General features: G+C 40.3%; 12 protein-coding genes. All 12 read right to left on the bottom strand.

Annotation, left to right across the window (positions count from 1 at the left end; translation table 11 throughout):
• Positions 1 to 51: 51 nt before the first annotated feature.
• Entirely contained in the window at positions 52 to 1,227 is a 1,176-nt protein-coding gene (locus tag WH223_RS11350; protein WP_340047771.1) for a glycoside hydrolase family 88 protein, read from the bottom strand.
• The gene (locus WH223_RS11355) at positions 1,227 to 1,757 is read right to left on the bottom strand and encodes a hypothetical protein (protein ID WP_340047772.1); all 531 of its coding nucleotides are present in this window, start codon (positions 1,755 to 1,757) and stop codon (positions 1,227 to 1,229) included. The genes WH223_RS11350 and WH223_RS11355 overlap by 1 nt, the downstream gene beginning before the upstream one ends.
• A gap of 12 nt (positions 1,758 to 1,769) precedes the next feature.
• Entirely contained in the window at positions 1,770 to 3,431 is a 1,662-nt protein-coding gene (locus WH223_RS11360) for a RagB/SusD family nutrient uptake outer membrane protein (protein WP_340047773.1), read from the bottom strand.
• Positions 3,432 to 3,443: 12 nt separating this feature from the next.
• Entirely contained in the window at positions 3,444 to 6,572 is a 3,129-nt protein-coding gene (locus WH223_RS11365; protein WP_340047775.1) for a SusC/RagA family TonB-linked outer membrane protein, read from the bottom strand.
• A 136-nt stretch (positions 6,573 to 6,708) separates the two neighbouring features.
• Positions 6,709 to 10,275 (bottom strand): alginate lyase family protein, encoded by a 3,567-nt coding sequence (locus WH223_RS11370; protein ID WP_445265612.1) that lies wholly within the window; start codon positions 10,273 to 10,275, stop codon positions 6,709 to 6,711.
• A 140-nt stretch (positions 10,276 to 10,415) separates the two neighbouring features.
• Positions 10,416 to 11,630: an FG-GAP repeat domain-containing protein gene (locus WH223_RS11375; protein WP_340047776.1), complete on the bottom strand. Its 1,215-nt coding sequence runs from the start codon at positions 11,628 to 11,630 to the stop codon at positions 10,416 to 10,418.
• Between the two features lie 105 nt (positions 11,631 to 11,735).
• Entirely contained in the window at positions 11,736 to 12,527 is a 792-nt protein-coding gene (locus WH223_RS11380; RefSeq protein ID WP_340047777.1) for a ThuA domain-containing protein, read from the bottom strand.
• A gap of 42 nt (positions 12,528 to 12,569) precedes the next feature.
• On the bottom strand, positions 12,570 to 13,598 hold the full coding sequence (locus WH223_RS11385; protein ID WP_340047778.1) for a glycoside hydrolase family 18 protein: 1,029 nt from the start codon (positions 13,596 to 13,598) through the stop codon (positions 12,570 to 12,572).
• A gap of 38 nt (positions 13,599 to 13,636) precedes the next feature.
• Positions 13,637 to 14,848, bottom strand: a complete 1,212-nt coding sequence (locus tag WH223_RS11390) for a heparan-alpha-glucosaminide N-acetyltransferase domain-containing protein (protein WP_340047779.1) — start codon at positions 14,846 to 14,848, stop codon at positions 13,637 to 13,639.
• 4 nt (positions 14,849 to 14,852) lie between these two features.
• Complete coding sequence (locus WH223_RS11395; RefSeq protein ID WP_340047780.1) at positions 14,853 to 15,629, bottom strand: ThuA domain-containing protein; 777 nt, start codon at positions 15,627 to 15,629, stop codon at positions 14,853 to 14,855.
• Positions 15,630 to 16,006: 377 nt separating this feature from the next.
• Entirely contained in the window at positions 16,007 to 18,703 is a 2,697-nt protein-coding gene (locus WH223_RS11400) for a glycoside hydrolase family 2 TIM barrel-domain containing protein (protein ID WP_340047781.1), read from the bottom strand.
• 263 nt (positions 18,704 to 18,966) lie between these two features.
• The gene (locus WH223_RS11405) at positions 18,967 to 20,658 is read right to left on the bottom strand and encodes a SusD/RagB family nutrient-binding outer membrane lipoprotein (RefSeq protein ID WP_340047783.1); all 1,692 of its coding nucleotides are present in this window, start codon (positions 20,656 to 20,658) and stop codon (positions 18,967 to 18,969) included.
• Between the last annotated feature and the right edge of the window lie 3 nt (positions 20,659 to 20,661).

The following is a 20,661-nucleotide window of genomic DNA, read 5'->3' on the forward strand; positions in this document are numbered from 1 at the left end:
TCTTTTTAGGTGTAATTGGAGAGACCATATTATGCAATTTTATGCGCTAAATCAAATAATATTTAACTTTCTACCCAAGGCCTCTATATAATAGTAGTCTGCATAGATTAAGGGAACGTCTACCTCCGATTGATGGGGCTTTGACCCTGTGCTATGTTGTAACAAAAAACCATGATTACTTCCTGCGCTATTTGTATAATGCTTAGTCAAGGAGTCAAAAATCTTGTCTGCAAACTTCAAGAGGTTTTTATCTTTCCCATGTAAACGACTTAACTCATACAAAGCGGAGGCCATGACCGCAGCGGCGGAAGCATCTCTTGGTTCATTTGGAATACCTGGCGCATCAAAGTCCCAATATGCGACACCATCTTTCGGTAGGTGTGGATGTTTCTTAATCCATTCGGCGATAGCCAAAGCTTTGTTCAAATAACGTTTATCGCCTGTTTCGCGGTAACTCATCGTGAAGCCATACAAGGCCCAAGCCTGCCCTCTTGCCCATGTAGAGCTGTGGGCATAGCCTTGATGAGTGTGCTGATGCTTAACAGCCCCCGTTTCAGGATCATAATCTACCACGTGGTAGCTTCCACCATCGGCACGGAAATGATTAGCCAATGTTTTATCGGCATGGGAAACAGCAATTTTGTAATAGGTAGAATCGCCTGTCAACTTCGTTGCTGCAAAAAGAAGCTCCAGATTCAACATGTTGTCCATAATAACAGGGAACTGCCATTTATCGGCGTTATGATCCCATGAGCGCAAGCTTCCTACTTTCGGGTTGAAGCGTGTAGCCAATGTTTTTGCTGAAGTGATGATAATATCACGGTAAGCAGGATTTTGCGTGTAGGCATAGCCATTGCCAAAGCTGCAATATACTTTGAAGCCCATATCATGGGTATTACCATTTAACTTCTCTGCCTCAATGCGTGCGGTAGCTTTCTCTGCTGCATCCTTCCATTCTTGCTTTCCCGTGAACTTATACAAGTTCCATAGTGTTCCAGCATAGAAGCCACTTGTCCAATCTCGTGAAGGTACAAGATGAAGTTTCCCTTTTTCCACGGTACGCGGTGCTACATGTTGAGCATCAACTTGTGCTTCTACCTCGTTAAGTAAATAATGAAACTGCGTTTCTGATGCCTTTATGCGGGCATCTTGCGCCCGCACAATTGGCATACAAAAAACAATTCCAGCTACAAAAAGGCCTAATTTAACTGTCTTTCTCATCATCATTAATCAATGTTCAAGGTGCGTTTAAAGGCTGTAGAGAACACATCAACTCTAAACTTCTCCTGAATGTTATCCACTAAGTTAATTTCTACGGTTCTACGTCCTGGTTTACTGTTGTTCAATAGCTTCACATAAATTGCAGCTTCTGCTTTCTGCGCTTTCGGGAATACAATTTTGTATTTACCATCTTCTGGCTGAATACGCTGTCCGGCTTCGTTCACAATTTCGTAATCTTCGCCTAATACCGCTGGAACAGTTGTATTAGGAAGACCCTGCGTATTAACAACATAGGTTGCTACGGCATCATAATCACGTGTAAACTCCGAGTAAAACTGTAGCGGCAACTTCAACAAAGCTTCCTGATTACGTTTAACCGTCACCGCGCTATTATTGTTTGGTACGTAGACGATGTAATAATGATGTTCAAATTCAGGTAATCCTGCAGGGGTGTCTCTATCTTCACAAGAAGTGAAGACCGTGAATAAGCCCACGAACAACAACATCAATCCTGTATATTTTTTAATATTTTTCATGTTTTCTAAATTTTATTTCCAGTTTGGATTTTGAACAACATTACCATCACTAACGGAAATTTCGCGTAGTGGCACTGGGTAGTAATAATCCTTCGCTGGATCAAACTTACGGGTACTAGCATCTTCAACAATTAAAATTTGCTCCGTATTAAGATTAAGGTTTTTTATATCAGCCCCAACCCAATCTACAGCAATGTATTTTGCTCCAAGTAAAGTTTGTGTTAATAGCTTCTCTGCCAGTTTCCAACGTAAAATATCGGTATAACGGAATCCTTCTAACGCAAGTTCTACACTACGCTCTCGACGAATCTCTTCAAGAAGTGACAACTGATTCGTTTGGGCAAAGGTATTGGTTAACTTCGCATTAAAGCCTGCACGTGCACGCAGTGCATTCACCGTACGGTCAAGATCAGCATCACTAATACTTCCTGTTTGTTCATATTTTGCCTCAGCATAAATAAGCAGCACCTCACCGTAACGTATTAAAATTCTGTCTACCGTACCATTACCATTCACTTGCCAATCGGTAAGGTTAAAGTATTTTTTTGTTGCATAAGCCGTACGCGAACCCAAAGTTGTCGTTGGCACCCATGGTCCTTTGTAAGCACTTTCCTCTGCTTTAAATAATGTGTACGTTAAGCGTGGATCACGGTGTTCAAAAACGGTATTGTAACTAGGCTCTTGTCCTTCTGCAACAAAGAAGGCAGAACGTTTACTAGATGGCTGATTCAACTCATTGAATGCTGGCAGTCCATCTTCATACAGGTATTGACGCACAAAATTACGTGTCATCGACAACCTTCCATTTTCCATATCTCTAGAATAGTTATGCCCAAGTATTAAGTTGCTTGAACTAACCCCGTAGATTTTCACTAAAATATTTTCGGTATTTGTACGCCCCTCGCCAGGATGGTCAAAAAGTTGTCCATAATTAGCGAACAATTTATGTCCTTGTCCCATCACAAACTCAGCAGATTTCACCGCTACATCCAAATGCTCTTGAAAACCAGGCTCATTATGATACTTACCAAAAGTTCCAATAAACAAAGCTACCCGAGCTTTTAAAGCCTGTGCTGTGCTTTTGGAAACACGACCATACTGATCAGCAGGAACAGCGGACGCCGAAGGAAGCCATTGCGTAGCAAAGTCTAGATCTTCATAAATTTGCTTCGCTACCTCTTGCTTGGGGGCTCTCCCCATGAACAACTCCGGTGAATCAAAGTCCAGCGTCTTTAATAATAAAGGTACATCACCATACTTCTGTAACAATGTGAAGTATGCATAGGCTCTAAAGAAGCGTGCCTCACCTAAATAACGATTTTTAATCGCTTCTCCTGCAGTTGCCTTTTCCCCTTTTATTAGAATATTGTTTGCCGTAAAAATTATTCGATACGGATTATTCCAATCATCACTTGTACTTGGAATACTCCACGTACCGTTACTAATCTGGTTTATATTCTGATTTACATTATCATCGGCACGATTATCTAGCGAGAATCCTTCCAATCGTTGGTATAGCCGATTTGCCGCAAGGCGTAAATCATTCTCTGTATTCCAAAAATCTTTATCCGAAAATTCCGACTCTGGAAAACGGTCAAGGCTACATGCGCTCGTCCCTACCAAAACCATGGAGGCAAAAGCGATATGACTTATATATTTTTTAATAGATTTCATAATTATTGCACATTATAGGGTGATGTTCAGACCAAAAGAAACCGAACGGAAAAATGGATACGTAGTCGCAGAAACATTATTTGGAGCCTCTGGATCAAATACATTCATTACTTTAGTCGTTTCCCACAAATCTTGTCCTGATACAAACACGCGGAATTTCTGAATGGCTTTAGTTTTCATAGGAATAGTATAGCCAATCTGCGCATTTTTAAGACGTAGATAAGCGCCATTCTGAATCCATTTATCAGAAGGTCTATAGTTATGATCACTTGTTTGATACATTCTTGGGAACATTGCGTCTGGGTTTTCTGGCGTCCAACGATCCATATGAATTGTCCACGGTAAATCAGCAGTACCTAACATTGGCGATAATGTACCTGGTTCAATCACAAACTTACGTTTTGCTACCCCTTGAAAGAAAATGCTCGCATCAAAACCTTTCCATTGTGCACCTAAGTCAAAGCCAAAGAAATCACGACCGTTTGTCGTACCGAAATTCACTAAATCACCATGATCCTCTAAAGTTTGTTTTCCAGCATTAACAATACCATCTCCGTTTAAATCAAGGTACTTCACATCACCAGCTCCCCCATTATTAGGGAAGAATGGAACACTTACATTTTTACGATAATCATCATACTCCGCCTTTGATTGGAAGTATCCATCCGTACGATATCCCCAAACAGTATTCATTGCTTGCCCTTCTAAAAGTTCAACTACGCCAGGATTCACAACACTACGTCCATCAAAACGTACTAGTTTATTTTGGTTATCAGACAAGTTAAAACCAATAGAATAGCCTAAATCTTTAATTTTATCTTTCCACTTCACTTCTAGCTCCCATCCCCAACTTTTCATCTCTCCCACATTAAAATAAGGAACGTTAAGACCGATAATTGACGGTAATTCCAAAGGAGCTAACATGTTCTTATTACGCTTCACATAATAATCTCCCGTAAAATTTAAACGATTTTTAAGAACTGCAAAATCAACACCTATATTGCTTTGTTCTACAATCTCCCATGTTTTCTTAGGAGAAGCTAATTGATATTGAAAAAAATATTGCTCTCGCTTATCATTAAAAACTAAGGGTCCTGTAGTTGGAAGATTAGATTGAAGACCACTTATCAATAACGGTACATGGTCATACAATCCTAACACAGAACCATTCCCCAATTGCCCCCAAGAAGCCCGAATTTTAAACTGATCGAAAATTGTTTGATCTTTCATAAAATCTTCCTGATCTACACGCCATGCTGCAGAGAACGATGGGAATATATGCCAGCGGTTTTCGGGTGCCAAACGCGAACTACCGTCGTAACGAATAGATGCTTCAAATAAATAACGTTCTTTATAGCTATAGTTCAATCGACCAAAATAAGAACCAATAGCCCAGGTTTCAATTTTTTCAGCATTAGTTTTTGTTGCTGCATCGCCAAAGTTTAAGCTGAAAGAATCATTGGTAATCATACCTTGTGCTCCAGCCGAAAACTCATCCTTGCGATATTCCTCAAAGGAAGTCCCTCCCAATAGGGTAAATTTATGATCATCCGCAATGTTAAAATTATAATTAACGACTGCTTGAACATTATTCAAATAACCTCTATTCTTTGTTAAACTTCTAGAGTTTGGATCTTGAACTTTAAAACGAACCGTGTTCGTTGAACGTCCATACCAAGTCAATGTGCGACGATTAATCTCATCGCTATAATAATCTTGATTACGCGAAGCAGAAAAATCAAACGTTAAACCCTTTACGAGGTCTTTAATTTTCAAATTCACTCTACCAGTAAAAGACTCATATAAACTTTTTTGGAAACCTCCATTTTTTAAAATGTCAATAGGATTCACCTGCAAATCACCATTAAAAGGCTGTCCTGTGATATCTTCTGCAGGCACATACAAGCTCTGTCTAGCACGACTACGGTACAAACGGTCAATAATTGGGTTTGTACCATATGCATTTTGGTTCACTACAGATCCAACATAATTTGCGGCCACATCCAAATGAATATATTTATTCACAGCGGCACTTATATTGGTACGTAACGTATAGCGTTCATTGTCATCAGGGCCATAACGCAAAACACCATCACGTTGATAATAACCTCCAGAAACATTGTAAACAACATTTTCACTACCTCCACTAATGGATAAATTGTGATTATGCATGCTGCTATATTTATTCATCCCCTCTTTAATCCAGTTGTTATTACCAAAAAACTCCCAACGATCTTGCGTTGGATTTGGACGAACGGAGAAATTCGGATTTTTCAACCATTCAATCTGTTCTTCGGTAAATTCAGGGTTTCCTGTCGAATTTACGCGCGCTTCGTTAATTAAAATCTGTTCATCCCAAGAATTCAAACGTTCTGGTCTCCGTGCAGCGATGTTTACACCATAATAATTATTGTAGTTAATTAATGGTTTACCACTACGTCCTTTCTTAGTGGTCACTAAAATTACACCACCTGCGGCACGTGCTCCATATATTGCGGAAGCCGAAGCATCTTTCAAAACAGAGATAGACTCTACATCCTCCGGATTGATTAAGTTCAAATCCATCTGAATACCATCGACAAGTACTAAAGCACTCATCTCATTTGATGAACTAAAACCACGTACACGAATTCGAGATTCTTCCCCTCCCGGTCTACCACTCGAACGCGTTACTGCCACACCGGGCATCATCCCTTGTAGAGCCGATGTTAGATTTGTTACAGGCCTATTAACGATATCTTCGCCTTTGACCTGCGCAACTGCACCACTTAGATTTACTTTTTTCTGCGTACCGTAGCCCACAACAACAACTTCCTCTAGATCGGCTACAACCTCACTTAAGGTCACCGTAATAGACTCTCTTTGTTGCACAGGAACTTCTTGGCTTTGATAACCAATCAAGGAAAACACAAGGGTTCCCTGCGGTCCTACTTGAATAATAAAATTTCCGTTTTCATCCGTCTGAGTTGTCGTCGGGTTTCCTTTGACTTTCACAGTTACCTTCGATAAAGCAGCACCACCTTCTTGGTGTACCACTCCTCGAACACTGCGCGATTGTTGGGCGTAGACGAATTGCCCCCAACAAAACAATAGTAGTGAGCATAGCACATAGCTATTCAACGCTCTTCTTTTTGTTAACATATCACTAGGTTTATTTGGTTTAATCCTATTGGCTTAAGCCTCAAAAATCAACATAAAACGCTACATGATGGAGTAAATTTTGCTCTAAATAAGGGTGGAAATTGTTCAGGCCTTTAACATAAACTTTACAAAGCCTTTACAACCAAAGAATAGGGTATCTAATGGATGAATTTCTTCTCACTTCTGTTATAGCATAAGATCGGGGAAGTTTACTCCATAGATTTAACAGCTTTTGTTCTTGGAATAATAGCCCCCCAAATAATAGGGATACTTGCGCTGTAGGCCATTCTTCCCAATACATCACATCTTTTCCAAAAGGCCATGTATCTTTATCCTGCAGATAGGGGTATAAAAATTCTAGGGCTTGGTGCAGGGACTTTTTCCCATGACTATAGTAGGGTAACTGCGGATCAAAATCCTTAAGGATATAACACGTTGACGCAAAAGCATCTAGGTTAAACAGGGAGTAACCGTATGATTTTGTACGTTCTACTTCCAATGGGAAATGACCATCGTCAGCCAGTTGATTAGGCAGCAATACGGCTTTATAGCGATTGGCACAGAAAGCCAATAGTTCTTTATTCTCGGTTAGGCTTGCGAAAGCTGCCACCTGCATCACCCAGCAAGTGCCATGATTATTTTTAGCGGCCATCTCTTCCAATCCATAGGGATGAGTGGTCACCCATTGCAGGTAATTAGCGAACCACTCTTCACAACCTTTTAACAAAGAAGGAGGCAGTTTGCCTGCCTCCTTCAATACTTGTATTCCTTTAGCGACTTCAATAAAGTGAATAGCATCAATAATACCTATCCCTCGACCTGTGGCCACACCTTTTATAGCTTGTGCATAATTCAAAGATGGATTCATACGTGTCCCTTGGTTCACAAACCAAGCTTCCAGATGTGGAATAACTGCATCTACATACTTTTGGTCTGCTGAAACTTTCCATGCAGAGACTAAGGAACCAACGATATCCCCTAATCGCATCACGAAATCGCGATGAGCAATAAAGTTATCCGGATTGGTCTGTCCATCTTTACGGATGTAAGGGCCATTGGAATCTGCAGGATTGGGCCACCAATAATCACCTTCGGAATAGAAATCGTGTACCGTTCCTGCTGAACGAGCTGCTGGAGCATCGACGATAGTCTTTACGGCAACCGTCAATAGACTATCAGCAGCATGAAGGGTTTCTTTTTTCAGTTCCTGATACACTTGTGTTGGAATTGCAGGCTGTGAAAGATTCAATATAGCAGTGCCTATACTATCAGCATGCACGGAAACAACCGCTTGTGCTCCTGTGCGCACGAAAGTGATACGTGCACGTCCGTTATAAGCTTGTAAACGGCTACTTCCATCCGATGTTCCTTGATCAACTATTAAATACCCTTCACCTAAAGACTGAAAGTTTATATAATCGCGCGCATCTAGACATTTAATTCCCTGGGCATCGCGCAGGTAGGCTTCAAGAAGTACGGAGTCTCCTTTTTGTTCAATCACTTCTAATGACACTTGCGTTGGTTTGCCCCAAGTTGCTGATTGGTATACCTGAGTGATAGCATCTTTAACAACGATTTTTCCTTTTTTGGCGACTACTTCGAGTTTATTTTCCCCTTCTTGGTAGGCCACCATCCAGCGCAATCCTGCGGCAGGAAAATCTTGACTATTACGTTTACGTACGCCTTGGCTTTTGCCATTTACAAAAAGCTCGGCTTCATCACAGTTAGAAAAAACCTTCACCATGCGCTCTTGTCCGGCTGCACCCCAGCGTACAGGCCAGTTATGTCCATAAATATGGGCCATCGGCTCTGTTGTCCAGTAAGATTGAAAAACATAGAAAGACTCTTTTTTATTAAAATTACGCTCGACAACTCCTTTTTGATTGACATAAGGAACTGGATTCTCTGGACGAATGGGCGTCGAAAAATCCTTAAATGGCCAATAGGCTGTACCCGTCAACCAAGGCATTGTTTCTTGTTCTTTTAAATGCCAGTCGATCAAATTAACAATATAGCTTTCACTCCAATCGCCGTCTTTCGACACGCGTGCAGGTCCACCAAATAGCGAAGCATCTCCTGCGCGTTCATCAGCAGATGTACTTTTCATCACTTCCGAAAGCCCTTGGTCAGGTGTTTCCGAATGACGACGCGCATGGCTATCCCCCCCCCATTCTACATGTAGAAAATGATTAACCTGATTAAATTCTTTTTCACTAACAGATTTATAGTCAGTGTAAATCCCACGATACCAGCCTGCCCAAATAGATGGCGAGTACACATCCACTATATCTTTACAAAAATCGCATCGACGAATAGCGGTTTTTCGCGAGGGGTCTAATTTATGGGAAAGGTCATTGAGTTCTTTCATGTACTCTCTAATTTTTTCTTTATCGAAAGTATCGAAGTCGCCAGGCCAGTCATTCTCATTACCTAAGCCCCAAATAATAATGGAAGCATGGTTATAGTGCTGCTCAATCATATTGGTCAGCATACGACGTCCTTGCTCTTTATATACGTCACCACCCAAACCACCGCGGCACCATGGTATTTCTTCCCACACCAAAATGCCCAAAGCATCACATGCTTCCAAAACAATGCGTGATTGTTGATAGTGCCCTAAACGGATAAAGTTTACGCCCATCTCTTTCATCATGCGCATCTCTTTCCATATCTGCTCTTCAGTCATCGCCGGCCCCACACCAGCATGGTCCTCATGACGATGGGTTCCGTTGAGCAATAAACGTTTACCATTCAACATAAAAGGACCTTTCTCCATAAATTCGAAATGACGAAAACCGATATGCTGATCCAGCTTTGCAGTATCTTTTCCAGCAATCACGGAAACGGATATTTTATATAAATAAGGATTTTCTGTAGACCATAAATTAGGCGTTTTCAAGGTCAAAGCTCCGAGGTCTATGACCGCATTATTAGGTTGCATCTGAACGGGCACTGTCTGTTTCAAGACTTCTTTACCTTTAGCATCCTGTAACGTTATACGCACCTCCGCTTGACCTACTTGTTGAGGGTTCCTAAAGCGAGCACGTAAAGAGACTTTACCTTCCTTGCCTTTCGTATCTACCACAGCATGGGCAAACACATTCTCTACAGACAACGCCGGCGTATACAATAGGTTTACGTAACGGTATAATCCGCCATAAACATTAAAATCAGAAAGATCTGACGGCATCAATTCTAAATCACGGGTGTTATCCACACGAATAATAACAGGCACCTTCCCTTTGAAGCGTTTTACAGCTTCAGGATTTTGGCGAAAACGAGCTACAGCATCCGTCAAATCGGCATACCACTCATCATAACCGCCGACATGCTCTTTCACCTTTTCATTATAAACGTATACCTGTGTCTTTTGCCCTGCACCTTCAAAATGGAGCAATGTTCGACCTGTAGCATATGGATTATTTAAGTCTAGGTATATACGGTACCAACCTGGTCCTTGATAGTAATTGATAAGTGGAGAAACGGCATCCGTCTGATTAAAGCTATGCGGCAATTGTACATTTTGCCATATCGGTGACGCTTCGGGTGCTCCTACGGGAACAGGACGCACCGCTTCCCAAATGCCGCCAAGGTCTTGTTGCACAAATTCCCATCCTTTAATCAATCGCTGACTCTGCTGTGCAGACAACATACCAACAGCATACCAAAAGGTATAAAAAAGCAGTAAGAAGATTTTTTTCACGTTTATAGATTTTGGTTATTATTCCACCAAAAATCTATATTTTTTAGGGAGCAAAGGTGGGCTTATCGTTACATTATGGGGTGTAATTCGTTCAAACCATCAAATTCACTCTTTATTTCGACCACAAAAGCGAAGACTATTTATTTCTTCCCGAAAAGTAAACGGACCTGATCGCCCCATCCTCCGATGACAAGGTCATCGATACCATCACCGTTAACATCGCCTACAGCAATTCCCCAACTTCTACCGTGTGTAGCTTTCGGTATTACAGTATCCGTCACAAAGGTGAAATGTCCATTACCATCATTTTGCAATGCTTGTACTTGATATGGAGCAAAAGGAGGCGTCATAATTGCGCTTAAAATTAAATCGGGGTGGCCATCGTGGTTGAAATCGACAATATTCGCGGCATAGGTAGAAAAATCAAAGTCTGGAATCCGCGTAGCAGTTTCATCTTTAAAGATTCCACCACCTTGATTGATGAATAAACGGGCTCTAGGGTCATGATCCCGCCCACCACCGTTGCTAGTTAGGTTGGCAAACAAGATATCCGTCAAGCCGTCACCATTAGCATCAAAAGTTATAACTTCGCGTGTGTGCAAAGGGACTTCTTCAATAAAAGCGCCTTCTCTTTCTACGAAATTGCCTTTACCATCATTAAAGTATACACGATTTGGAGGTACCTCATTAGCAACAATCATATCGAGATGGCCATCGCCATCTAAATCAGCCAATTTAATCGATTGGGTCTGGTCAAAATGTGCAGGTAAGCTTTTTGAGGCATCCACAAAGAAACCAGGCTTCGCTTTATTGTTAAGCCATAGAAAATTAGCCGGAGCGGCCCCTGAGTTTCCAACAACAACATCGAGTAGTCCATCACCATTGACATCACCGATATCTAAACCATTAGCTTCACTTTTTCCTAAAAGGCGGTCGCTAACATTACGGAAAGTACCATCGCCATTGCCTAAATAAAACTCGTGATTTTGATCATCTTCGGCAACGAATATCACGTCGAGAATACCATCACCATCAAAGTCTCCGACTCTAACATGCTCCGTATCATGATTAGCCTCGATAAAAACACCTTTAACCCATGTAAAATTCCCTTGTCCATCATTTACATATAAACGATTGGGCTGTGATTCCAGTGCTAATAGCATATCGAGATGGCCATCGCCATTCACATCTGCTAGCGCGACATCGAGAGCATGCGTTTTAGCATCTTGTGGAAGATGCGTCGTTGTTACATCCTTAAAAAAAGCCGTCTCTTTAGTTTGCGCTGATGCTTTAAAGATTAAAGCCAACAAGGCTGCCAAAAGAATAGGAATCAAACGAAGAAGGAAAAACAACATAAAACGGGGTTTAGGGATTAGGGTTACGCACTGTTACTTATAAAGTTAGCGTTTTTTATTTAAAAAAACGAGCAAGACTTAGGGAAGCCTTGCTCGTCATAATTATTATTTTTTGTCGGCTAACCAATGAAGACCATTAATCAACAGTTTATTTTGTAAGTCATTCTCAAAAGTATGAGACACGGTGCGATCTGGATTATATAGCATATCGTTATGCCCCATATTAATGTATAACATTTTATAGCGCTTATGTGTCCACACGACAGGATAATCGCCTTCATGCCATATTTCATGTGCTTTGGGTCCTGTACCAAGTGGAAAACTTGATGGATCTATAGACACCAACACCTGAATATCAGGGTTTTCTCGTAGATTCTTCTCCCACTTATACCATTCATTAGGTTGCGATTTAAAGACTTCTGGAATCCCCTGACTTATCGGGTGGTTTTTATGCTCTAGCTTAAGGTTGGCCGAAGTAGGCTTCCACGTGTTTCCAGCGAAGCGACCTACAGCAAGAAATTTATTGAAATACCAATCCCATTTCAGTGGGTTATCATTATAGGCTGCAACGTGAAAACCAATAAAAGCACCACCGCTCTCCATATATGCTTCGAAAGCTTTACGCTGTGCTGGGGAGCCTGGCACATTATCTAAAAATAAGACAACATCGACATCGGCCAATCTTGTTGCATTAAGCTGATCAAAATCCGTCGTTGCCTCATAGCTAAAGCCGTTGGCTTTAGCTGCCTCGGGAAACCAAGCATTAGCTTCCTTTACAAAGCTGATATGCGCCACATCCCAGTTTCCGGAATAAAAGGCCAATACCTTAAATGGTTTTAAGGCTTTCTCGGCTCCATTCACAACGGATAATCCCGTTGTTAGTACAGCAAGAAACATGAAAACCCTCAAAAAAGAAAACCTATTCATCGTTCTATTCACTTATTTTTTATTTACACCTTCATAAACAGCCTTTCTTAGTGTTCCTTCTGCTGTATCACCAGCATACTCCCAATACATAGCTCCTAACATTCCTTTACTCAAAAGATATTCACATTTATACTTGATAGACTCAGGCGTCTCAAAAGTTAACACCAATTCGCCATCACTGTTCACCATGTAATCAGCTTTTGCTACATCATCCCATTTTGTTTCTAAGCCTTCCAATTTCAACAAATCTTTATAGTCAATAAAAGTTTTCACTTCTTTCTTATTGCCACGTCCATAGAAAGGAATGCCCAACACCAATTTTTCAATTGGCATACCTGCTTTTACGTGCGCTGCTACGGCCTCTTCACAAGTCACATTTCCAGATTTGTCAGAACGGAATAAACTAGCATGGTGATACGGAGGATTTCCAGAATCATAGGTCATGATATTTACAAAATCTACATACGGGTTGATATCACCGAAGGCTATGTATTTACCATTGGAAGCTGTCGCTAAAGTCAATAAATTTTTCTTACCTATGGCTTGACGAATATCGCGCATCAACAGGGTGAAGTTATCGGTGTCTGCTGGTGAGTTCGAGATACCTGCTGCCGAACTTGTTGGGTATTCCCAGTCGATATCAATACCATCTAATCCAAATTCTTTAACAACACGCATACAATCTTTCGCAAACTTAGCTCTATTGGTAGCATCTGCAGCCATTTCACTAAAGCGACCTGAGCCCCATCCACCAATAGAAAGCATAACTTTTAAGTGTGGATGTTTCTTTTTTAAAGCAACAATACTTTTCAAGCGTGCTTCATTATCAATACGCACACCGTCAAACGTATTCGTGACATGTCCGAAAGCATAATTGATATGTGTAATATGAGTTGGATCAGGCATCACTGAAGTCCACGAGGTAACATACGCTATAATAACCTTACTAGGCTTTTTGGCAAATGCAGCTGTGGATTTAAATCCAATCATCAAAACTGCCAATAGCAGGAACGGGTACGTTAGTTTTTTGTACAAATTCATAATTTATTTTATAGGGGTTTAAATTGATAATAGTAGTTTTAGAGTTTAAGGGCTATACCTATTTTCTTCAAAAGAATGGCAAACCACAACATGACGAATGACCACACTAAGGATCCGATAATATTCAAAGCCATGTAATCGGCTTGCTTATAGAAGAAAAGTGGAATAGCAAATCCCCAACAAGCAAAGTAAATAAGATCAGGAGCTAAGTAGGTTGTTAATGAATTTTTACCGGCCTGTTCAAAGACATAAATTCCTTTTTGGTACTGTTTAACATCGATAAGATAATACACAACCACCAGCAAAAGGACACTTATACCATTGCATATCAGCGCCCAGCTTGGTGTTCCATATATTTTGGAAATGATAAACCAATTGCGCAAAACAAATCCAGCAACGAGACAGCCGACACCGATAATCACTAAGTAGGATAATAACCGCTTTGGTTCTGCGGAAAAAGCACGGATAAGCATGCCTGTAAATAAACCGGCAACCACAATAGAAGGTACATTACCGCCCAAGATAACACCAAATATTCTTCCTACATAGGGAATATGAGGCATCATGCCCTTCATGGAAAGGATGTTGATTACCACAAACAGTATACAAAACAAACCAACGATCAGCAAACGATCGCGCGCAATTAAGTAAACCGTTGCTGCGGCAAAATAGCCCCAACCAATTAATCCTAAAATTCCCCACCAACCGATTTCTAGCCACTCGGGATTTTCTGCGTTTCCAGCCTTGAAGATATAGACCAAATAAGCTAAGCCCACAACACCTAGCAGGCGTAGTCCCGTAAAAACCGATTTATAAGGACTATCCGTTGGGTAGAGGTTCCATATCAGAAAGACGCATCCATACATCAGTCCAGACCATAATAGTCCGGGAATACCTGTCAACTCCGCATTAACACGGCCTCCATTGAGCACTAATACGCCAATAAGCAAGAGGCTTAGCGTACGTAGAACGATATGCTGAAAAATCTTGAAATCGGAATCTCCCTTTTTACGTCGTGCTAATACAGCATAGGGTACAGAAATACCGACCATAAAAAGAAAACCTGGGAATACCCAATCGGCGAGTCCCATTCCGTCAAAGTCTCCCTTAGTATGCGCCATCCATGCTGGAGCACCTGAGGTGAATAGATCATTGACAAATAGCATGAGAAATAGAGTGAGCCCACGCATAACGTCAATGGCCCGAATTCTAATTTTAGTTGTTGTAGGTTGAATTGTGTTGGTATCCATTGGTTTATTTTTCAAAAACGTTTCCTTTTTTGTCTGAACTAACGACCCATTTTAGGGCATCAATGATTAGCTTATTCTGCGTAGCATCGGAAAAAATTCCTTTCCCATGTCCAATATTCAGATAGATCATACGGTATTTAGTATTTGTCCACACCACAGGCGTATCACCATTAGGTATAATATCTTTTAATCCTAAAGGGTAATTTTCGGGGGCTAAACTTGCTAATACTTGGATATCTTTATTTTCTCGTGGACTAGGCTTCCACTGATACCACTCATTAAGAGGAGAAATATAACTACTCGGAAGTCCTTTGGTTACCGGGTGATTGGATTGATCGATAACGATTTTAGCGGGTAAGGGTGGCCAATTGTTGCGATGAAATACTCCCCCACCTAAAAAATTCAAGAACCATGGCCAATTACTTGAGCGGTCATTATATGCCGCAACATGAAAACCATACCAGCCACCACCATTTTCCATATAGGTTTCCAGTGCTTGCCGTTGTTCCTTACTATGAGGCACATCATTAAGCATCATAATAAAAGAGTAATCTTTCAATTTCTCGGTACGGAGGTCGTTCATATCTTTCGTGACATCGAATACGAATCCGTTACCTTCCGTAAGTTTTTTAAAAAAAATAATAGCTTCTTCTGCAAATTCCACATGCGCACCTTCAACATTTTCACTATAAAAAGCTAAAATTTTGAATCGAGGAAACTGTCCACGCACCTGTAAGAAACAAAAAGACAATACGCATAGCGCAAGAATGGTCTTTTTCATTGGTTTATAAAAATAGGTTTAGTTAGAAGCTCACAATTTATATTTTTTTAATTAGAAATCAAAATGTTATAAAAAATAAGCTTTGGAAACAAATTAAATATGCGAGAAAAGCAGACCATAAAAGAGCACCCCCGTTTGGAAAACAATCCTACAGAAAAATAGTAGTTACAAATTTAATTTTCCGTTTCCTACAAACAGAAAAGGCTAAAACAATCAGCCTTATTGGTTACATCACAAACCTAAGCAGTTCCTCTTAATAGCAAGGCGTAATAATTGTTCATAAAAGGGGGAAATATTGTTCGAACAAAGCTCCTAGTATACAAAAATAGCTCATATGGCATACCCTATGAGCTATTAAGAATTAACGAAGGAGTTAACTATTTATTTAATTTATAAATCGAAATTGCATTGAGAACAGGCTCACCTTCCACCTTTTCAAAAGCTAATTTCAAACCTTGTTTTTTATAGGTTCTAATTTCTACAGACTCCGTATGTGCGTTCTGAACACCAGCAATTTTGGATAAATCAAAATCATTTAACCACAAACTATGGTTAACATATACGTTAAACAAACGGTGTTGAAATTTGGTAGAAGCACTTTGTGGATTTTCTAAGTCATAAGGCACAACCTCTTTTTCTTTACCTCCACTAAGTTCAGCAAAATGCAGTACGACACGGTAAGACCCTTCGGGCAGTGGTATAAAAATATCCTTGAGTCCTACTTGCTGCGTTTGGTACACAGGGTCATTAAACGTATTGGTAATATTACGGTCGGTACCTAAGTTGGCGCCTCCACGAACTGTCAATCGGAAGTCTTCGCCTCCTTTAACACCCCATGTACGATGCTCATCTACCTGCAATGGTAACCACAGTTCATTATTATCATCTAAGACATAACGGTTTTCACCTAACGAGAAATGAAGTAAGCTATCTTGTGCAAATGCTTTATCAAAAGAATCGTTTACCAATTGAAAAGCTACTGTATCCTGCTGTTGAATAACTTCTTTACCTTGGCTATCAAGCGCTACGGCTTTAAAAACATTCGCTCCTGCAACAAAAGGAACATCGAAAATCGCATTATGCTGCTTAACAGGCAGCGTTCCTAGAGATTGTCCATTATGGTATAGGGTAATAGCAGCTTGATTACTATACACCTCTAGTGGCTGCTTCACAAAAGTATCATTCCCTTGAGCGATTCCTCCACGTTTTTTCCATAGGGCAGTTCCCAATTTTACGTAAGGTGTTTTCACCAAATAAGCTTCATAAAGGTGAAACGTATTCTTAGGTTGACGATCCCAAGTCAATAGACCTTTATTATTAATATGCGGCATACTCTCTGCTCGTGTTTCGGAGTTAAAGTCGGCTAAGTTCCAAGCAAAACCTCCAGCAACGAAAGGACGCTTCAACATATCGTCCATGTACCCTTGATTATACAACACCGCATACTCCACACTTTTGTCAAAACGAACAGGACTAAAAGAGTGAATACGTGGGTCGGCATCAGCACCATACTCCGTAACTAACATTGGGATATTAGGCATCTTACGATGGATATCATCGAGCTGCTTACCAAAATCAGCAATCACGCCTCCATACCAACCAGGGTACAAATTCCATCCGTTAATCATAGCGATACGGGTTAACCCTACACGCTCGTACATATCCACGGCGCCATGATGCGCTAACATCGTATAACGGTGTGGGTCCAACTTACGGGTTAAAACATCAAGCTTAGATGCTAAATCATAAATAGCTTTGAAGTAAACCTCTTGCCTAGGCTTATCATTATTAAATAAAGGACGTAGAAGAATCTCATTCATATGTGCCCAAATGATTACGGAACTATGGTTATAGTTCTGTCTGATCATTTCTTCTTGCATATGTAAGCTATTTGTTTCAAATGCTTTACTTTCAGTAATCGCGTTTACTAAAGGAATTTCAACTGAAGTCAAAATACCTAATCGATCGCACGCTTCCATAATAGCAGGATTCTGCGGATAGTGCGCTACACGCAAGAAATTGCCGCCCATGGCTTTCAGCTTGTATACATCCGCTACTTGTATAGCATAAGGAACAGCATTACCTAAATCTTTAAAATCCTGATGACGGCTTGCTCCTATTAGTTTATAGGATTTACCATTTAAGAAAAAACCTTCTTTTGCATCAAAACGGAAATAACGAAAACCAACAGCTGTTTTCTGCTCATCAAGAACTTGACCTTTACTATCCAATAGCTGTGTTACCAACTGATATAAATAAGGCTGATCCGGCGACCACAGTCTAGGTGCTTTCAGTGATGGAAAAACAACCTGAAATGAATCTAACTGACTTATGTTTAACTGCTTTGCTACAGAAGTTACTTTCTTATTATCGGCATCGAAAAGAGTAGACACTAAACGTAATGCTTGTTTCTTTCCAAGTGAGGATCCGATTTGACCAAAGACCTCTAGCTTAGCTTCTTGTTCATTGACGATAGGCGTGCGATAATACACCCCAGTGGAGCCATACACTTTATCTGCGAAATGTATCTTATCTTTAACCTCCAAAAAGACCTCTCTGTAGATTCCACCAAAGAACGTAAAATCTGCCGTCAGCGGTGGTATGTCTAGATTAAAACGATTATTGACACATACGATAACCTCATTACGGCCCCCATTGAAGTCTAAATAATCTTGAATCTCAAAATTAAAAGCAGTATAGCCTCCGACATGGTCACCAACTTTCTTCCCGTTGACATAAAGATTTGTTTCTTGGTTGGCACCATCAAAATGTAACCGTACAAGTTTCCCTTTCAACTGGTCAACAGTACCTAGATCTAACTTATACCATCCTTTATTGCGGTAATATCCTGGCTTATCATCCATTACATCATGGGTATTCCATGAATGTGGAACTTGGACCGCTTTCCAATCTTGCCCTTGCAAATCAGCAGGTACCTGCGCTAGGCTATCTTTCTGAAAATACCAATTAACCAACTGTGTTCGTGCTGGCAAAGGTTTATTTTTTTGCGCATAAAGATTGTTCCCAACAGCAAAGTGGAGAACAGCAAGAAGCATAATAAGAATTTGTTTCATAAACATTTTAACATTAATAGGGAGCATTAAGCTCATTCAACTTGATTTGTGTAACCAACAAGTTCAATTGCTATTAACCATTTAGGTTTGTAGGATGTGGAGCTCGAAGATACATATTTCAATATAAAACATACAAAAAAATCATACTGAAATACATAAAGTAACGTAAAAAAGCCTAGAGCGAGTATCGCTCTAGGCTTTTCCTAGTACCAAAGATCTAAATCAAATTTTCAAAAGATCTTGTTAATTAAATACAGAAATCATTAAGGCTGATCCCACCAAACACGTCCAGTGATATCGCTTAACTCACCAAAACTCGCATCTTTCTGCATATCGGCAATAGCTTTAACTGCATTTTGATAGTTAAAGTCTGAAATTGGAGGCAAAACAATACTCCAACGTCTAGGCATCTTAACCTCAATACCTGCCGAAAGCATCTTCTCCGCCTTTATAACGACTCCTGATGTACTTGGGTAACCTGTACGCTTAATTAAAGCCCAAGCTTCATTTGGATTTTTAAAGAAGTTGATATACTGCTGAACACAGATTTGTTCTACACCTTTTGTTGGATTATACTTAATCGCTTCTTTCGCTAAGTAAGTATTAATCTCAGCATCTGTAACCTGTGAAAAGCCTTGTACATTGGCATCTTGTCCCCAACTATTATAATCTTTAATGGAAGCTGTAATTCCTTTTTTATACCAATCATCGGCATTTTCTTGGGTTACACCACGAGCTGCCAACTCGGCACGCATAAAGCAGACATCAGCAAAAGTAATAACAGGGAAATTAACAAGTCCCTGATTAATAGCGGAGTTGAAAAGCGCCGTTTGAATTTCCGAAGAATACATCACATTGATTCCCGGCAAAGCATTGAAATAAAATTTCTTATCAGCTTCCAAAGCGGCATCAAGGCTAATATAACGCCCTCTATACTCACGAAACTCTTCTGACTGGGGAATGGTACCGTTTGCCTTTAGCTGTGCAAATTGCGTAGCAGTAACCAATGATTTTCGGTATTGATTTCTCAATCGTGGATCCTGGTTGTCATACAGAAAATCTACAGTAGCCTTATTACCCGATAAACTACCAAATGTACCCCAGTTACCTCCGTTAGCAATGTTCTTTCCTGCGCGGAAAACCCAAGAAGCAGCTTGAGAATTAATAGGACCAATATTGTCGGTCAGAACCTCATTGATGATACGCTTTGCCTCGTCTGGTTTTCTTTTTAAAATACGCATCGCTATTTTAAGACGAAGCGCATTTGCCGCTTGTGCCCAATTTAACGATTCGTCTCCAGTACCATGGTAGTAAAGATCGGCATTGCCAAGCTTCGTTTGCGCAACAGCAGGAGCTTGTTTCAAAATATCAACAGTTTCTTTTAGCTCCTTATCTAGAATAGCAAACAGTTCTTCTTGACTATCATACTTAGGTGTCAACAAAGGAGGATTCGTATAACGAGCCTTAAATGCTTCAGAATATGGAATACTACCTAAGACATCACTTAGATTGAAAGCAGCATAAGCTTTTGGCACTAAAGCAATAGCACGCATATGCGCATACTTAGCTCGATCTGCTTCTGGCATTTGATCAATAATATTTTGAATAGCAGCTACAGAACCACCGGCTCCCATTGTTTCACGAAAATAGAAATTATCGTAACGATATGGATATTGAGAAGCCGTAACAGGTGATCTAAAAGCTTGAATACTTACACTCGAGCCTGCTAGTCGTACCCATTGATAGTTCCAAAATGTAATGTTCCTATTGATATCATAATAGGCTTCAAAATCATTTGTATGTATGGCTAAAACGGCATTAGGGAATACCTTTACAGGGTCCATATGATCCGCAAATACTAAATCCGGATCGGTGTTAATCTCAGCAAAATGATCTCTACTACAGCCGAAATAGGTGAATGCAGATATAAATAATAAACCTAATATTTTTTTCATCAC

It is taken from the genome of Sphingobacterium sp. MYb382 (assembly GCF_037572665.1).
Taxonomy (GTDB): Bacteria; Bacteroidota; Bacteroidia; order Sphingobacteriales; family Sphingobacteriaceae; genus Sphingobacterium.

Coding starts and splice junctions, on each gene's coding strand:
- WH223_RS11380 (WP_340047777.1), bottom strand. CDS start 12,527: ATGTTTCTTGCTGTACTAACAACGGGATTATCCGTTGTGAATGGAGCC.
- WH223_RS11355 (WP_340047772.1), bottom strand. CDS start 1,757: ATGAAAAATATTAAAAAATATACAGGATTGATGTTGTTGTTCGTGGGC.
- WH223_RS11395 (WP_340047780.1), bottom strand. CDS start 15,629: ATGAAAAAGACCATTCTTGCGCTATGCGTATTGTCTTTTTGTTTCTTA.
- WH223_RS11405 (WP_340047783.1), bottom strand. CDS start 20,658: ATGAAAAAAATATTAGGTTTATTATTTATATCTGCATTCACCTATTTC.
- WH223_RS11350 (WP_340047771.1), bottom strand. CDS start 1,227: ATGATGATGAGAAAGACAGTTAAATTAGGCCTTTTTGTAGCTGGAATT.
- WH223_RS11365 (WP_340047775.1), bottom strand. CDS start 6,572: ATGTTAACAAAAAGAAGAGCGTTGAATAGCTATGTGCTATGCTCACTA.
- WH223_RS11390 (WP_340047779.1), bottom strand. CDS start 14,848: ATGGATACCAACACAATTCAACCTACAACAACTAAAATTAGAATTCGG.
- WH223_RS11400 (WP_340047781.1), bottom strand. CDS start 18,703: ATGAAACAAATTCTTATTATGCTTCTTGCTGTTCTCCACTTTGCTGTT.
- WH223_RS11375 (WP_340047776.1), bottom strand. CDS start 11,630: ATGTTGTTTTTCCTTCTTCGTTTGATTCCTATTCTTTTGGCAGCCTTG.
- WH223_RS11385 (WP_340047778.1), bottom strand. CDS start 13,598: ATGAATTTGTACAAAAAACTAACGTACCCGTTCCTGCTATTGGCAGTT.
- WH223_RS11360 (WP_340047773.1), bottom strand. CDS start 3,431: ATGAAATCTATTAAAAAATATATAAGTCATATCGCTTTTGCCTCCATG.